16 protein-coding genes and 1 tRNA gene are annotated in these 14,821 nt (G+C 57.6%); 8 read left to right on the forward strand and 9 right to left on the reverse strand.

Annotated elements, in window-relative coordinates:
* The first annotated feature begins 350 nt into the window (after positions 1-350).
* The gene (locus EO156_RS03540) at positions 351-665 is read left to right on the forward strand and encodes an NYN domain-containing protein (RefSeq protein ID WP_026007320.1); all 315 of its coding nucleotides are present in this window, start codon (positions 351-353) and stop codon (positions 663-665) included.
* Between the two features lie 33 nt (positions 666-698).
* Here EO156_RS03540 and xopG read toward each other — a convergent pair whose 3' ends face one another.
* Positions 699-1,166, reverse strand: a complete 468-nt coding sequence (gene xopG / locus EO156_RS24290; protein WP_313906037.1) for a XopG/HopH/AvrPtoH family type III secretion system effector — start codon at positions 1,164-1,166, stop codon at positions 699-701.
* A 48-nt stretch (positions 1,167-1,214) separates the two neighbouring features.
* Between xopG and EO156_RS03550 the strand changes: the two genes are divergently transcribed.
* Positions 1,215-2,359, forward strand: a protein-coding gene (locus EO156_RS03550) for an IS3-like element ISXac3 family transposase (protein WP_087943921.1) whose coding sequence is annotated in 2 segments (ribosomal slippage) — positions 1,215-1,452 and positions 1,452-2,359 — 1,146 coding nt in all. Because the reading frame shifts where the segments join, the coding sequence is not laid out codon by codon here.
* 359 nt (positions 2,360-2,718) lie between these two features.
* On the opposite strand, the gene EO156_RS03555 is transcribed toward EO156_RS03550, so the two are convergent.
* The 5 genes from EO156_RS03555 to EO156_RS03575 are packed head-to-tail and all read right to left on the reverse strand — an operon-like array spanning position 2,719 to position 7,174.
* Positions 2,719-3,195 carry a Mov34/MPN/PAD-1 family protein gene (locus tag EO156_RS03555; RefSeq protein ID WP_025997858.1) on the reverse strand — a complete coding sequence of 159 codons (477 nt, stop codon included), beginning with the start codon at positions 3,193-3,195 and terminating at the stop codon, positions 2,719-2,721.
* On the reverse strand, positions 3,183-4,814 hold the full coding sequence (locus tag EO156_RS03560; RefSeq protein ID WP_016849026.1) for a ThiF family adenylyltransferase: 1,632 nt from the start codon (positions 4,812-4,814) through the stop codon (positions 3,183-3,185). Before EO156_RS03560 ends, EO156_RS03555 begins: the two co-directional genes overlap by 13 nt.
* A complete protein-coding gene (locus EO156_RS03565) occupies positions 4,811-5,947 on the reverse strand; it encodes a cyclic GMP-AMP synthase DncV-like nucleotidyltransferase (RefSeq protein ID WP_016849025.1) in 1,137 nt (378 codons plus the stop codon). Before EO156_RS03565 ends, EO156_RS03560 begins: the two co-directional genes overlap by 4 nt.
* Before the next feature lie 9 nt (positions 5,948-5,956).
* A complete protein-coding gene (locus EO156_RS03570) occupies positions 5,957-6,943 on the reverse strand; it encodes a CBASS cGAMP-activated phospholipase (RefSeq protein ID WP_016849024.1) in 987 nt (328 codons plus the stop codon).
* Positions 6,944-6,949: 6 nt separating this feature from the next.
* Entirely contained in the window at positions 6,950-7,174 is a 225-nt protein-coding gene (locus EO156_RS03575; RefSeq protein ID WP_016849023.1) for a DUF2188 domain-containing protein, read from the reverse strand.
* 271 nt (positions 7,175-7,445) lie between these two features.
* Here EO156_RS03575 and EO156_RS03580 point away from each other — a divergent pair, with 271 nt between their 5' ends.
* The 5 genes from EO156_RS03580 (at position 7,446) to EO156_RS03600 (ending at position 10,667) form a co-directional block, all read left to right on the forward strand.
* On the forward strand, positions 7,446-7,838 hold the full coding sequence (locus EO156_RS03580) for a helix-turn-helix transcriptional regulator (RefSeq protein ID WP_005917827.1): 393 nt from the start codon (positions 7,446-7,448) through the stop codon (positions 7,836-7,838).
* Positions 7,839-7,840: 2 nt separating this feature from the next.
* On the forward strand, positions 7,841-8,710 hold the full coding sequence (locus EO156_RS03585) for an ImmA/IrrE family metallo-endopeptidase (RefSeq protein ID WP_016849021.1): 870 nt from the start codon (positions 7,841-7,843) through the stop codon (positions 8,708-8,710).
* A gap of 114 nt (positions 8,711-8,824) precedes the next feature.
* A complete protein-coding gene (locus EO156_RS03590) occupies positions 8,825-9,277 on the forward strand; it encodes a hypothetical protein (protein WP_016849020.1) in 453 nt (150 codons plus the stop codon).
* Positions 9,274-9,942, forward strand: a complete 669-nt coding sequence (locus tag EO156_RS03595; protein ID WP_016849019.1) for a hypothetical protein — start codon at positions 9,274-9,276, stop codon at positions 9,940-9,942. Before EO156_RS03590 ends, EO156_RS03595 begins: the two co-directional genes overlap by 4 nt.
* A gap of 137 nt (positions 9,943-10,079) precedes the next feature.
* The gene (locus EO156_RS03600; protein WP_230577942.1) at positions 10,080-10,667 is read left to right on the forward strand and encodes a hypothetical protein; all 588 of its coding nucleotides are present in this window, start codon (positions 10,080-10,082) and stop codon (positions 10,665-10,667) included.
* Between the two features lie 411 nt (positions 10,668-11,078).
* Here EO156_RS03600 and EO156_RS03605 read toward each other — a convergent pair whose 3' ends face one another.
* Positions 11,079-12,488, reverse strand: a complete 1,410-nt coding sequence (locus tag EO156_RS03605) for a site-specific integrase (RefSeq protein ID WP_016849018.1) — start codon at positions 12,486-12,488, stop codon at positions 11,079-11,081.
* A 29-nt stretch (positions 12,489-12,517) separates the two neighbouring features.
* Here EO156_RS03605 and EO156_RS03610 point away from each other — a divergent pair.
* A tRNA-Arg gene (locus EO156_RS03610) sits at positions 12,518-12,594 on the forward strand.
* Between the two features lie 528 nt (positions 12,595-13,122).
* Here the strand turns inward: EO156_RS03610 and pgaD are convergent.
* Positions 13,123-13,569 carry a poly-beta-1,6-N-acetyl-D-glucosamine biosynthesis protein PgaD gene (pgaD, locus tag EO156_RS03615; protein ID WP_005916814.1) on the reverse strand — a complete coding sequence of 149 codons (447 nt, stop codon included), beginning with the start codon at positions 13,567-13,569 and terminating at the stop codon, positions 13,123-13,125.
* On the reverse strand, positions 13,566-14,819 hold the full coding sequence (pgaC, locus tag EO156_RS03620) for a poly-beta-1,6-N-acetyl-D-glucosamine synthase (protein WP_016849017.1): 1,254 nt from the start codon (positions 14,817-14,819) through the stop codon (positions 13,566-13,568). Before pgaC ends, pgaD begins: the two co-directional genes overlap by 4 nt.
* Between the last annotated feature and the right edge of the window lie 2 nt (positions 14,820-14,821).

Genomic DNA, 14,821 nt, shown 5'->3' on the forward strand with positions numbered 1-14,821 from the left:
GGGTGAGGCGCAGACATGAAGGCGATCACGGACCCGCATGGAGGATCGGCAGAAGGTTGTGAAAAATTTCTGTGCTGACAGCGAGTTAGCTCACTTTTGACTGTTTTTTACACCAATCCCTGCCGACCCTCGCGCTGGGTCGGTTCGCGACCAACAAGCAGGCCTCGGAAATCGCGCAAACAACGTATCTGCGCGCATTGGAACACACCCACCCGCAACGATTCACCACCACATTAGGCAAGCACAGCTGGGACAAAGGGGGAACCCTGGTGCCGGAGTTTGTCAGCGGCCAGCCGTATGATCGGACGCGCCGGGTGCGGGTCTGGAAGCTCGAAGAGAAACAGACCGATGTGAACCTGGCACTGGCCATGTATCGCGATGCGGCATCGGCGCGCTATCAGCAGCTGGTGGTGTGCTCCAACGATAGCGACATCGAGCCGGTCCTGGCGGCCATCCGCGATGACTTCCCCACTATCGTGCTAGGCGTTGTCACGCCACGCAGGCCGCCGGTCGAGGGTGAATCGGACAGGCGAGTCAGCGTCTCGCTGTCGAGCCGCGCTGACTGGACACGTCAATACATTTTGGATGATGAGTTGGCCGCAGCGCAGCTTCCCGAACGCGTTCGTAAGCCTGGCAAGCCCATCGACAAGCCGGGGCATTGGTGAAGGTGTCGCGGTAAGCTTGACCGATATGCAGCCTCACCTGCCGTGAGGCTTATATTTTTTGCGGATCGGTAGCCCATGCCCCTGCCTGATCGAGTTTTCGCTCGGTTGCCTGGTCTTTCGATATTCGTATTTCCCGACGCCGACGGCCCTGAGTTCCTCTTTACCGGCTTCGGATGTTTCGTCGTAGCGATCTCCACCCTTGTAGGCTTTCGACGTGCCTGCCAATAGATGCTGAGCATGGATAAGCTCGTGTGCAAGAACTACAAACGACTCCTCAGGATTGGAGCCAAGACGAAGAGGGGAGCCGTTTGAGTTCAGTTCGATATTACTATGCGGGCTCCATTCTATGATGGCGTTGCATCCCTTTCCTTTTCTTGCTCGTTCCTTGGCGAGCGCTAGGTTATCGGCGAAAGTCTCTGGATCATATTTTTCGACCTCGCTTGCGCTGAGGACAGCTCTGGTGTTGGGCTGCGCTTCAGCGCCTATTGATACGCCCAGGATTTCCTAGACATCTCAAGGCCATGGAAAATGGCTGATTCGGAGGTGTCCATGAGCAGTAAGCGGTATACGGATGAGTTCAAGATCGAGGCGGTCCGGCAAGTGACCGATCGTGGGTTCAAGGTGGCAGAGGTCGCCGAGCGACTGGGTGTCACCACGCACAGCCTGTACGCTTGGCTGCGCAAGTTCGGCAAGCCCGGCGTAGTACAGCGCGCTGAGGCGGACCAGAGCGCCGAAGTCCGGCGGCTGAAGATCGAGTTGCGCCGGGTGACGGAGGAGCGCGACATCCTAAAAAAGGCCGCCGCGTACTTTGCCAAGGGGTAAAGGCAAAGTACCTCTTCATGCAAGTCCACCGCGAAGAATTCAGGGTGTGCGCGATGTGCCGGGTTTTGCGGGTGAACCGGGCTGGATACTACGCGTGGCTAAAGTCGCCCGACAGTGAACGCGCCAAGGAAGACGAACGCCTGCTGGGGCTGATCAAGCACCACTGGTTGGCCAGCGGCAGTGTCTATGGGCATCGCAAGATTGCCAAGGATCTACGCGATCTGGGTGAGCGTTGCAGTCGCCATCGGGTGCATCGATTGATGCGCACCGAGGGACTGCGTGCCCAGGTGGGCTATGGCCGCAAGCCGCGCTTCCATGGCGGAACGCCGTGCAAGGCGGCAGCCAACCTGCTGGATCGACAGTTCGACGTGACCGAGCCGGACACGGCCTGGGCGAGCGACTTCACCTTCATCCGTACGCATGAAGGCTGGATGTACCTGGCTGTGGTGATCGATCTGTTTTCCAGGCAGGTCGTCGGCTGGGCGATGCGCGATCGAGCCGATACCGAGTTGGTCGTGCAGGCCTTGCTGTCGGCGGTGTGGCGGCGCAAACCCAGCGCTGGTTGCCTGGTTCATTCGGACCAGGGGTCTGTCTACACCAGCGATGACTGGCGCAGTTTCCTGGCGTCCCATGGCTTGGTGTGCAGCATGAGTCGGCGTGGCAACTGCCATGACAACGCACCGGTGGAGAGCTTCTTTGGTCTGCTCAAACGCGAGCGGATCAGGCGGCGGATCTACCCCACCAAGGACGCCGCACGCGCCGAGGTGTTCGACTACATCGAGATGTTCTACAACCCACAACGCCGTCATGGTTCAACTGGCGACCTGTCCCCTGTAGAGTTTGAACGGCGCTACGCGCAACGAGGGTCTTGAGTGTCTACGGAACCCTGGGCGTATCATACGGAAGCACTCTAGGACGCTAGGACGACAGGTCATGTGCTGATAGCCAACGGTCAAGATGCTTCTATGTCTCCCGCATGGTCTTGTTACTTAAATGACGCGAGTCGTGGTCAATCGCTTATGGCGCACCAGGTGGCCTTCGGCGGCGAAGGGGAAATTTAAAGCCCGAAAGCAGCTATGTGCCCTTCATCGAGAATGGCCTTGTAGGCCTTGGTAGTGTGTAAGAGCTTTCTTCCCGCCGAAGCCATCTCCTTAACTTGGGGGCGAGCAAGTAGTAAAGCCAAGCTCTGTCGTCTGATAAGCCGGCAGAGCTTAGACAGTGAATACATCTGTTACTCAATTCCTAGAAGCTCTGAACCTACACCCTTCTGCAGCGCCAGTTCAACATAGAGATCGCGGCGTCCTACGATCACGGCTAGCATAGGACGCCCATCCTGGCGCAACCCAGCCAATCGATTCCACTCTGAGCGATCGAGCCCCGAAGGCTGGGGATTGTCCTCTGGGTGCGTATGCCACTCGCCCAGGTAGCGCACAGTGCCTTTGCTTGCATTCCATCTGGCCAAGGCGATGGCTTGATGGCCGAACGGCATGCGCTCAAACAACGTGCGAAAGCGCTTATCCCACTTCGTCGGAGTAGTAGCTTGCTCGATGAGCATGTGGTTGCCATGGACCGTGCCTAGAAGCAACCCTCCGGCTTCTGCGTCAGTCGCATCGCGCTGGATGTGCTCTTGAAAGACGGCAATCGTGCGCTCGGAAAAATGGACCAAGGTTTGTCGATCAGATGTTCCCCATGCGCTCATGAATGGCATACAGAGCACCTCTCATGGGCTGGGAGATCGCAATCCGCCGTTGCTAACTCAAACGCTTGATCGGTGATGCGGGTGCGAAATGAAGGAGTAAAGACGCCGTTAGCCCAATCGACCGCAAGTTCGGTTCCGAGGCTTGCCGCCTGGACAGAGACAGTGGCGGGGAAGGGCACATAAAGGCCTTCGCATCCTTGGCCGGCAAGCGTGGTCGGCAATTTGCCTTGGACGGACGGGAAAGCGCCGTCGCGAGTGTGATGCCAAACGCAGCGATAGCACGGGCTCGTGCCCTGCTTGGTCAGCAAGGCTCGGACAGCTGCTCCTGGCCCTTCGATCCAAACGGTTAGGATGTCAGTTGAATTGTGGTAACGTGCACTCAGCCAATGGCCGAGCGCTTCTTCGCCCGTAGTATCAATCAAAAGATCCAGATGTTCGAGGTGCTCGCTCCTAGCGTCACGAGGAACGGCAGCTACGAGCGCGCCAGGTGCCAGGCGCTGAAGCTCAGCAGCCAGAGCGATTGCCTTGTTTTCGAGCAAGCTCGGAAATCCCAAGCGATGTCGCCCAATGTTTTGGGGTAAAAACACATCAGAGTCGATAAGCGTTAGCTCACCACCACTGGTGGCAGCGCCAGCTTTGACCAGCATGTCGGCAAGGTAGCCACCAATGGTTCCGCAACCGACTAGCGCTATCTTCTTCCCTGCTAGCGTCCGGCGCTTGGGTGTATTGCGCTCAGCCAAATAGCGATCATCAATCCTCAGCATGGAGAGCGGCTTGATCCTGAGTTGATAAGTGGGATCTCGGCGCTCAGCCAGCTTCTTACAAGGTGCGCGCGTGGCGCGATCAAATAGCACCCCGAAAGCGTAGGTCATCAAGGGCGACTCGATGATCACAAGCAAGTGATTTGCTTTGTTCGCTTCTGCCGCGTAGATGCTCTGGTGAATCTTGCGCCGACATCTAAAATCGAGAGTGCTTTGCCAATCCAGCACATCGCGCACGAACTTGGGTGGCCAGTTTCCCTCCAACGGGCGGGGTTGCACCTCCGTGTTGATCCGAAAGCAGCTGACCTCAGCCCCGCGATTTTTGAAGCCTCTGGCATTGAGCTTCCTGGTCGTGCGCTCTGGATCATCTGAGACAGTCCAGATGTCGCTGCCGTCTCTCGCTTCAATGATGGTGCAGTGCATCTTTCCCAGGCGATCGCCTTGGATGTCACTAAAGCACCAGCCGTTCCCTCCCCAATAGGCAAAAAATTCTTCGGCCAGGTCGTCAACCATCTCGCCCCTCATGATCTGAGTCAGCACGTGCTGGGCTCGATCAAGGCATGCCAGCGACTGGCCAATTGGGTCGAAGATGTCTAAAACGACGGTGCCAGTTGCGATATAGCACAGCTCGCCTTGTCCATTGAGGTGCGGGACCGGGCGGCCGGATAGCTCCTTGGGAAGTTCAAGCAAACGAATCTTGGGAAAAGCAAAAAGCTCTGGATCGAGCTGAATCTCGCAGGGGATATCTTGACTGCTTGGTGAGGTCAGATGGCCATGAAGGAGGAAGCGACCGCTAGCTTTGCCGGCGAAGGCAAAGCCCCTCAGCTTGAATGCATCGATGACCTCGCTGACCCTGCTCACGCTCATCCGGCCTTGGAGCGTCCGATGAGTTCGCTTGGGCCAGCGATAGCGGAGGACGATGCGATGCTGCTCGCGACGGAGACAACCTTGACCCTCTCCGGATCGTCTGGAAAGCGGGATCCAAATTCATGACGCATCCAAGCGCATGCCTGCGAGGCCTTGGATGCATGAATCGCGCCACGCAGCATGATCGCGAAACTCTCATAAGCCTTCGCAGCATCCTCAACACCTACGGCACCAAGACGCTCGGTCAAAGATTCACTGGTATCTGCAGGATTGCTAACCCCCTCTCGCAAGGCGTCTGAAAGCTTCTCCACCACAGCGAGCAAGGCCAAATCATCACGGCTATCGTGCTTTTCAAACAACGGGGCTGCCGCTGCCATCAAAAGGATCGAAGACGGGCCACCGCTTTCCCAGTGCCAATCCCGGTAAGCCTTGAGATAGCGAACTGTCCGGCGGAACTGCTCTCCCTTCGCCTCGACTTCACTCAAGAACCATTCCTTGACCGGGCGAGGATCAGAGACCTTCCAGTTCTCTTGGCGATGAGCCAGGAGCACTTTGTAACGAGGTAGCTTCGTCCAGACATCCTCCTCCTCAGCAAAGGTGATCGAGTCCATGGCTATTCCACGGCTCTCAAACGCCTTAGCCAGAGTGACGAACTCCTCGTCAGGAATGGCGTAAAGGGGGATGTCGATATGGGCATCCTTGGCGATCACGATCCGGATGCAGGTGTCCTTATCAGTGACCAACTGCCACTTGTTCTGGTCGACCAAGGGTTGGAGCGCCGCTTCTGCAGCTTGGAAGAAGACTCCGGCCGCAACGCTTGGCCGGTTGCTCTGCGAGACAAAGCCCATCGGCAGATAGCAGCCGTCATCGACATCTGCTTGCTGCGGCGGTTTGGCGGGCGCGTTGAGGGTCTTGTAGGCCCAGGACCCTTGGGTGAAAAAGCGGGGCGTTGGCACTTGGCCTGGATAGCCATGTGCTTTCAGAATCGCCGGGATGCCTGCGCGCAGACAGTTGCGGACATCTAGGCGTGCTTGGGCGATGTAGGTGCGTTGCGCATCCTCCAAGTCCAGCGCACCATGCAGACAGGTCCGATTGTCAACGGTAGTGAAGAACAGCGGGCTCAAGTTCAGCATGGTCGCCTCCTAAGCGTTTTTGTTGGAGCCGTGGAAGAAGCGGGGCGGGGGGGCTTGGTGATCGCGGAATGGCCGGAATGCCAGATCCCCAATGGCGCGCTGCGCTGCGTGGTTGCCTCGATCTTTCAGCGTGTTTGTCGCAGCAATTGAGACTCGATCCAAAGCTTTGACATCCTTGCTCTGGTCCGGAGTGGCTTGGTCATCGATCTTGTAGTAGTCCGCGCCCAAGGCGTGCCCCAGCAAGTGATGGACTGACGACTCTTGGGCTGAGATCACCAGATCGAACAGCCCGCCACGCCATTTGCCGAAGCCGCGATCCAGATTAGCGTTTCCCCGGACGGTGGAGCCTACGGTCATGGTGCCAATCGAAAGCACCCGAACTTGAACGCCTGGATTGGTAGCGAGGAAGTGGCGTGCCTCATGAAGACCAAACAGCCCTGGTGCGTTGCCAACCAAGCCACCATCAGCAAACACGCCTCGCTCATTGCGTGCGAGCGGGAAGTAGACCGGCGCTGCTGCAGTTGCTAATGCCACATCCATCACTTTAAGGCGATGGTCCAGTTCGAAGCTGGGGTGATGCGGCGTTTTAAAGAACTGTCCTTTGCCGGTGGAGTAGTTCACAGCAGGGATCAGCACGGGGTGCTTGAGGTCGCCAAGCGTGGTCTCGCCGAAGCGTTCTGCCAGAACTTCCCGCAGCCCGTCAGGGTTGTGCTTGGCGATAAGCCAGAAGCCAAGCAGCCGCCTTGCCAAGCTGCGAGAGCCGAAGATGCGCGCGCCGTGCTTTTCAAAAAGGTCTTTCAGCTCGCTCGCGGGGATCTCGTTGGCCAGCCCTAAGGCCAACATCCCGCCCGCCGACGTGCCGCAGATCAGATCAAAATGTTGGGCAATCGGGCGCCCGAGCACCTGTTCCAGTTCGGCCAGGACCGTGGCGGTATACAGGCCACGGTAGCCGCCGCCCGAAAGGGCCAGCACGTGGAGGGGCGGGGTATGGTCCATGGCGTCTTACCCCCGGGGCGGGAACGAGTCGTGGCCGTGACTATCCTTGTCACGGATCTGACCGTTGGGGCGGTGGATCACTAACTCAGACTGCTGGTTGCGAGCGATCTCCCGCCCTGCCTCGATTGCCTGCTGCTGGGTGTCATGGACAGAAGTCGCCCGACCGTTACCTGCGCCTTTGACCGCCCAGCCGTCCGGGTGGGGCACTACATGCTGGTTCTTGCCTGCCATTGTTTGGTTCCTTTTGCCTGAATGAACCCGCCGACCCGGCGGATGGGTTGTCAATTGCGAAAGCCCTATGCACAATGGGTTGCTTGCTCAGACAACAAGAGCAAGGCGGCCAAACCAGTAGTTTGCAGATAAAGATGCGATCTGTTGTCTGGCTGGACAACACGCTAGCAGAACTTTGTGACGGGTGCAACAGTCACAAAGCGCCGGACGTTGGTGCGATTTTGGTGCGGGTGGTCCGAAGGCCCGCTTTTGGTCACCTAGTGGATTTTTTATGCCTCAAACAGGCTTGGGCGTTGCCCTAAAGACCTTGCGCGAGCGCAGGACTCTCTCTCTGCGTGAAGTTGGTCAACTGGCCTCGGTGGACCATGCCTATGTCCACCGCTTGGAGTCAGGGGATAAGACCAGCCCGTCCCAAGATCTGTTGGGCAAGCTAGTTAAAGTCCTCAAGCCCAGCGCGCGCGATGCCGAGATCGTGAATTGGCTCGCAACACATGAGGACGCTGACCCGCTGTTGGTCGAGTTCGTCCTTAAAGACGAATCGGTTGAGCTTGAGATCTTTACAGCAGCCGCTGGAGTCAGGCATAGAGGAGCGACGCGACCCGATCCGGCAGTGCTGATTGCTCGGACCAGGCGTATCTTCGAGGAAGACGACGAGGAAGGCTGATCATGGATGAGGCGGGCGTGCGCCAGCTGGCGCGAAGATTTGTTGCGAACCTGGACATTTCCAGCATTCGAGAGGATCTATCGCCTTACCTCATCGCTGCCAACGCCAAGCTTCGAAGAGAGCCCTTGGACGAGGGGGAGTCTGGATATACGGTTCCAGGCAAGAACGGTAAGAGCATCATTACGGTCAATGAGTTGGAGAGCGCGGAGCGTCAGCGCTTTACCATCTGCCACGAAATTGCCCACGTGGTGCTTGGACTTCCCTCCAAACACGAAGAAGTGCCGCAATGGGGATACGCCAAGCGCGACCCCAACGAGGTGTTTTGCGACGTCTTCGCCTCTGAACTCTTGATGCCCTACAAGGCGTGGCTGGCATCAGTTCCCAAGGACGAACCCTCCCTTGCGCTGATCGAGCAGATGGCCGCGCAATTCGGCACCTCCTTTCCTGCCGCTGCCTCACGCTACGCCAGTCTCAGTGACTATCCCTGTGCATTCGTCACCATGGACCGTGGCGTCGTGCGCTACACAGTGCTCTCGAAAGCCCTGCGCGAGGTCAAAGCATGGATCCCGCCAAGGACTAACATCCCATCTGGATCTGTGGCACATCGCTTGCGCGAGTTGGGGGAGAACGGCGCCGACTCGGCCTGGGTGGCACAAGACATCTGGTTTGAGAACTGGGAAAGGGGTCTTGAGCTTTGCGAGATCGCAAGGCACTTTTCGCTAAGGGACACCACGACATCCCTGTTATGGTTCGATCAAGAAGAGCTTCCGGAAGTTGAGCACGACCGCTTCGGGAAGCGCTGGGAAGACGACGGGGGTTTGCCCGAACTCACGGGCGAGTTGACTTGGGAAAAGCCTTCCAAGCATCGTTGACCAATGGCCATGTCTTGGGCGTTGCCTTAGCCTAACTCTGGGCTCATTCTCAGAGCTTCAACATGCGGCAGAAAACGGCGTCCTTCGCCATAAAATAATAGGTTCGGTGCACCGATGACAGATGCGTTTTCCGTTGAAGTCCTCCGCTTGGTCGGTTCGGGTCTTACACCCGACTTTGCTGGGCTCGGCGTGGTGTTTTACACTAAACTCAATCGTCTTCCATTTCTCCAACTTGCCGCTGATTCGCTTGTTCCTAAGCTATCGGTTATCGGCAGTCGTGAGATCGCAACTCAATTGTTAGAGGTGTCCCGGGTCCAGTCTTGTTGGCACGACGGATTTCATTTTGTGGATATGAGTGAGGAGCGTCTGACACATTTAGCACAGTTCGTTTCACCCCCGCTGCCAGAGGCGGGCGATTTTATCCCGGCACTTAACGGGGCAAGACTCATGACGGCATCATTGGCTTCTCTGGTGGAAGGCATTGCGCATGTTGGGATCATTTCTAACCGACGTGAGTTGCTGTTGTTCTCCGGCGGCAAGTGCGTGCTGGCCGAGAAAATCGCATGAGATCTGTCACTGCTAGCTTTCCCGAAATTCGGAAGCTTCTCAAGATCGCTGGATACGCGGTGCTTGGTCTAACTGCCGTCATCGCGGCCGGTTTGGTCTACTATGGTGGCCAGAAGTGGCCGGATGCGTTGCCCAGGGCCTCTTCGATCTCAATCGTGGTAATTACTGTCGCCTTGAATTTTCTAGCTGAGACGAGATGGATTTATCCCTTGATTGCCAAACTTACAAAGCGTCCACTTGTTCACGGGCTCTGGGCTGGGCATCTGACATCAGACTACGGTGTGAGAGAAGGAAGGCCGCCGTTGGCGCCCATCCAGATTTTTTTCGTTATTCGTCAAAGCTACCTGCACACATCGATCGAGTCACACACCCAGACGCAAGAGTCTTACTCAACCATTGAGCACTTGGAAAAGAGTGAGAAAACAGGAGCGGGCCATCTTGAGTATGTCTTTGAAATGGTCCGAACTGCGCACAGCGAGAACAAGATCACAATCGGCTATGGAAAGCTTCGTCTTCTGGATCAGGGGCAGTCGATGTCGGGGGACTACTGGACCAATTCCCCAACGCAGGGTCAGTTGAAAGTGGTCTTGGTCACGCGTGACTGCGAGGAAATTAATTCTTTTGAGTCTGCATCAGCGGTCGCGGAGAAGCTGGGGCAGGCTTAAAACCTGCTTTTACGAATTGGTTTTGATTAGAAATGTGGGGCGTGGGCGGGTTTGAGCTGCTAGCGTAGTCTGTGCTCGATGCTGGATTCTTTCAATAATATTTCATCAATTGATGGTAAAAATACCAAGAGGTCATAATGAAAATTGCAGATACTGAACCTAGCGGCATGCCTAAGGAAGACTCGCCGCATGGGCTATGGGGGAGGCTTACACAAAAATTCCCATGGCTAAAAAATCGGGGTCCACATGCTTGCATGTTTGGGGTTATTGCATTGGGAGCACTACTTTTAGTCGGCGGCGCTATCACCGGTCGTTCCAGACTTCTCATTGCTGCACAGTATCTCTTCCTTCTTGCGGGTGCTGTGCAAATACTCGCGGCTGTCTATCTATCGAGCAATCAGGCGGGGCATTTGCGCGGCCTCATCGATCAAGAGAAAGAAAGGCCGACAGAATTTGTTCGCGCAGTTCAGTTAACACGCGCAAAAATTGATCTCTTGGATCAGATGTGGCGCGAAAATCCTTCTGATATTGGTTGTCTAGGTTCGAACATCGCCAATGCTCAGAAAAAATACTCAGACTTGGAGTCGCAGCAGAGTTCGCCAGACGAAGAATACTTAGTTCTAACGCAGGCTGACATTGCGAACGCGCTACTCACGGCATCATCAAATACTGCTTGTGGCACCCTGCTGGTAGTCGTAGGAACATTGGTTCAGCTTTTCAGCTAATTAATCTTGCGAAAGCTAAAAACGCCAGTGCCGCAAAAGCGATTGCAACCGACCATTTCTGATATTTTGACATTGCGCCCATTTCTACTCCTTTTATTTTAACGTAGGGCGATTTTTATTTTTGTCAACAACTGGCGATGTCTGCTTGTCTTCTTTTTTGGGTGTGTCACACGAGTGATCAGCTTTCATCACGTCTGTAATAAAAAACCAGCGATTGGTTTTCCACGAGTATAAGGTCGGATCTGATATGTAGAGATTCTGTCTTGCTGTTGATCTATGGGCTTTCGCTTGGCGAAATCTAATATTTTTCGGTTACACAAGTGTGATGTAACCCTTGTAATCGTTGAGGGCCCTGCAACAAGTCAAAGTGCGCAGCTGTGAATGGTGTAGGTCTGTGCGAGCCGGTTTAACTTATGGCGTCTTCGCCCTCGCTTGGAAGGCGATCGCCACAGCTGAGGCCATGTCCTCGGTGCTCAGCCCCAGGAGTTGCTTCACGACATCATCCACATCGGTCCCAGCACCGCCTTGGCGTTCGAGCTGTTCAAGCTTTTTGCCAAGTGCCACCGGATCCGGGTTGAAATAGCGCATGAAAGTCTTCAGGTCCTTATGCCCTGAGATCCTGGCTGCTTCGGCCGGATTGAGGTGGTGTCCCATTTCGGTGATGCGCGTATGGCGAAGATCGTGCATGCGCGCCGTCAGGATCTCTGGGTCTCCTAGCTTCTCGGCTACCTGCTCACGCACCCGATCCCAGGCCTGAGTAACGGTATCGGCCCGAATACGCTTGCCGCGCGAACTCACAAAGACCGCTCCCTTCTTTGTTTCGCTGGCCTCGAAGCGCGCGGCAATCAAGGCCATGGGCTCTGAGGTCAACGGGATCACGCGCTCATTGTATTTGCCATTCTTGGCCTTGGTCTCGCGAAGTCGGGCGGTCTTCTTCTTGAAGTTGATGTCCGCCCAATCGAGCTTGATGCATTCGGAGCGGCGGGCTGCGGTCATGCGAGCAAAGCGAATGACATCGGCCGTTGCCTGGTCGGTCCGCCCAGCATCAAGCTGCGCAACGATGGCGTTCCATTCCTCCTCGGTGAGCGTCCGGTCGCGCGCGTCATCTGAATTGAGCGATTTCAAGCTCTTGATCGGCGAGCGCAGATCAATCTGCCAGTTTTCGTGGGCAATCCGGAAGAGGTTTCGGATCGTGGTCAGGGCTCGCTTTTTGCTGCCCTGGGCCATAGGGAGCGTGGTGCCGTCTCGCTTGACCTTGACGTATGAGTTCACGAACGAGCTGGCATGGCGCCCCAGGAAGTCATCCTGAGTCAAATCCTTGGCCAGCTTGCGGGTGAGGTGGGGCATGCCGGTCTGGCTCAACCCAAGACCTTTGCCGCCTCCCAAGAAGAGATAGGCATTGGAGTGGTCGGTTCTGACCGACGCGTGCTTGATGAGCCCATCATCGATTTCTTGGACAAACCGGCGCAGTAGATCCCCGAAGGTCCAGGCCTCGGAAGTGTGGGCATACGGTGTCTGCCGAAGCTCCAAGGAGGCATGCTCTCGGCGGACATAGGCCTCGGCCATGAGTCGCGCGGCATCGATGTGATGCTCGGTATTCGGGGACGCCTTCGGGTCGATGGGGTAGCGCACCAGCGGGAACTTCAAGGCTTGCCCGTTGAGGGACCTTCGGATGCGCGCCTCCCACCTGAGTTGCCCATCCGTCCTGAGCGTCACTCCCGCCACCGGGCTAACGGCCTGGAAGGCCTTGATGCCGCGTGGGAGCGTGCCGCTGAAGGTCTTGGTGCGCCCAGGCTTGGCGGCTGTTTTGGCTTTGCTCACTTAGCGTCTCCCTGTATCCTTAGACAGATGGCCCCGTGGCACAATTGGATAGCGCGCGTCCCTCCTAAGGACGAGGTTGCTGGTTCGAACCCAGCCGGGGTCACCACTTTTTTGACAATCGGCATGACTAGGCCTGTCGCTACCACAGACTTGCCACAGTCAGGCTAGACTTCCACACAAAGCCTTGTCCCGCTTGGGTCTTAGTCTAGCGACGTTGTCCCTCCTAAGGGGAAGGTCGCCCGTTCGAATCGGGCCGGGGTCACCAGATCGAGGTCGGCAGTTCTCAGGGCCGCTTCTCACTTGCGCAGCGGCCGGATGCCGTGCCTCATGCGCATGTCTGCAGACTGTACTCATCAGGTTGCGCGACACATGGCTGACTGACACGGGATATCTGCCGACCGATCTAGCCTCGATTCTCATCCGCGCTCAGGCAGCGCCGGGCGGGGGGGCAGCCACAACTCCCCAGAACCCCGCAATTCTAATGAGTCAGATTTGAACGGGCTGCTCAAAAGTTTGCAGCGGGCTTGGCAGTGGCAGCCTCACAACCTTCAAGCTTGACCAGTGTTCGTAAACGAAGGCCTGCCTGCGCAGGCCTGCCACGTGGTCTTCCACCGGCCCTCGAATACTGCGTCTGTTACCGATGCCGCACCACCCGCACCGCCACCGGTCGTGCAAACTTGTCCATCGCCACCGAGGAGATGCGGCTATGCCGCAGCAGGGTGCCGAGTTGTTCGGTGGCGCCCAGGCGCTGGTCGACGTCGGGTTCGGCGACGGTGCGCGGACGCTTGCGCTTGTCGGCGTTGACGAAGCGCAGGCGGTTGTATTCGGCCCAGCCAACCGTGGTGATCGCGCTCATCAAGGCGATCACCGGTAGGGAGCCCAAAGCGAACGGGTCCAGCGCGTTGTGTTGCAGATAGAGCTCGGTGTAGGCACTGCGCAGGCCGAAAAACCAGGCGATCAGCGTTGCCAGTGGTGCCCACAGATAGAAGTAGACCATCCATGCGCCGGCGGTGGCGGCGCCGTAGGCGAGGCGGCGCGAGCGGCCGAGGCGTTGCGGCAGGTTGATGATGGGCGGGGTCATTGGATTCCTCGGTCGGGGCTTTTCCAGCGAGCGCGCTTGTTGCGGCGCGCGAGCAGGGCACGTGGGAAGGCGATGACGGCGGTGAGCATGCCGATCATCCAGAACGCGGCCGGGTACCAGATCACCCAGAAGAACTGGCGGGCCAGGCCTTTTTCGTAGCGGCGTTCGATCATCAGGCTGGTGGCGAACTGCAGCAGGCAGACCACCGCCAGCACCAGGCCATGCCAGCGCGGCAGGATGGTGTCGACATACAAGGCCGGCGGCAGCGCAATGAACTTGCCGAGCAGCCACAGCACGATGATGAGCAGCATGGTGTACGCCCAGGCCAGGCTCAGCGCGTATTCCAGCAGCACTGCCCACATACGCCGGCTGCGCCATGCCAGCGCACGGCGGCCATGGCTCAGCAACACCTCGACACCGCCGCGCGCCCAGCGCAGGCGCTGCATCCACAGGCCGCGAAAGGTTTCCGGCATCAGCATCCAGCACAACGCATTGGGTTCGTAGCGGATATCCCAGCCGTCCAGCTGCAGACGCCAGGAGATGTCGATGTCCTCGGTCACCATGTTGTCGGACCAGAAACCGACGTGATGTAGCGCCGAGCGACGGAACGCGCAGATCACACCAGACACGGTAAACAGCCGCCCGTACACGCGTTGCGCGCGTTTGATCAGCCCGACGATGGCGGAAAATTCGCCCACCTGCATGCGGCCCATCAGTGTGGTGCGGTTGCGCACGCGCGGGTTGCCGGTAACGCCGCCCACGCGTGGGCCGGCGATCAGGTGGCCGACCATCCAGCGCGTGGCGTTCGGGTCCAGGATTGCATCGGCGTCCACGCACACCAGATAGTCCGAGCGCGCAGCCAGCGTGCCGACGCGCAACGCGTTGGCCTTGCCGTGGTTCTGCTCCAGATGCACTACGCGCAGGCGCGGGTGGTGGTGGGTGAGGTCGTCGAGTACTTCGGCAGTGCGGTCGGTGCTGCCGTCGTTGATGGCAATGATCTCGAAGTCTGCGTACTGCTGCGCGCTCATCGCCGCGATGGTTTCGGCAACGTGCTTGGCCTCGTTGTAGCAGGGCATCAGGATCGAGACGAACGGCTCGCTGGCCATCGGCGGTGGCTTGGATGGCCCGTGCGTGCCGCGCTCACGGCGCAGGTAGTAGTAGATGCCGCCGATCATCCAGAAGAACGCCATGATGATCGGGTAATAAAACGCAAAGTTGAACAGGGCGGCCAGTAGGAGGCTGGTCGTCATCG

Origin of the sequence: Xanthomonas sp. DAR33341 (assembly GCF_003992815.1) — a bacterium.
GTDB lineage: Bacteria > Pseudomonadota > Gammaproteobacteria > Xanthomonadales > Xanthomonadaceae > Xanthomonas > Xanthomonas cissicola.

Bases quoted from the DNA above. Each gene is read 5' to 3' on its own strand.
- EO156_RS03555 (WP_025997858.1), bottom strand. From the start codon at position 3,195: ATGCCATTCATGAGCGCATGGGGAACATCTGATCGACAAACCTTGGTC.
- EO156_RS03560 (WP_016849026.1), bottom strand. From the start codon at position 4,814: ATGAGCGTGAGCAGGGTCAGCGAGGTCATCGATGCATTCAAGCTGAGG.
- EO156_RS03565 (WP_016849025.1), bottom strand. From the start codon at position 5,947: ATGCTGAACTTGAGCCCGCTGTTCTTCACTACCGTTGACAATCGGACC.
- EO156_RS03570 (WP_016849024.1), bottom strand. From the start codon at position 6,943: ATGGACCATACCCCGCCCCTCCACGTGCTGGCCCTTTCGGGCGGCGGC.
- EO156_RS03575 (WP_016849023.1), bottom strand. From the start codon at position 7,174: ATGGCAGGCAAGAACCAGCATGTAGTGCCCCACCCGGACGGCTGGGCG.
- EO156_RS03580 (WP_005917827.1), top strand. From the start codon at position 7,446: ATGCCTCAAACAGGCTTGGGCGTTGCCCTAAAGACCTTGCGCGAGCGC.
- EO156_RS03585 (WP_016849021.1), top strand. From the start codon at position 7,841: ATGGATGAGGCGGGCGTGCGCCAGCTGGCGCGAAGATTTGTTGCGAAC.
- EO156_RS03590 (WP_016849020.1), top strand. From the start codon at position 8,825: ATGACAGATGCGTTTTCCGTTGAAGTCCTCCGCTTGGTCGGTTCGGGT.
- EO156_RS03595 (WP_016849019.1), top strand. From the start codon at position 9,274: ATGAGATCTGTCACTGCTAGCTTTCCCGAAATTCGGAAGCTTCTCAAG.
- EO156_RS03600 (WP_230577942.1), top strand. From the start codon at position 10,080: ATGAAAATTGCAGATACTGAACCTAGCGGCATGCCTAAGGAAGACTCG.
- pgaD (WP_005916814.1), bottom strand. From the start codon at position 13,569: ATGACCCCGCCCATCATCAACCTGCCGCAACGCCTCGGCCGCTCGCGC.
- pgaC (WP_016849017.1), bottom strand. From the start codon at position 14,819: ATGACGACCAGCCTCCTACTGGCCGCCCTGTTCAACTTTGCGTTTTAT.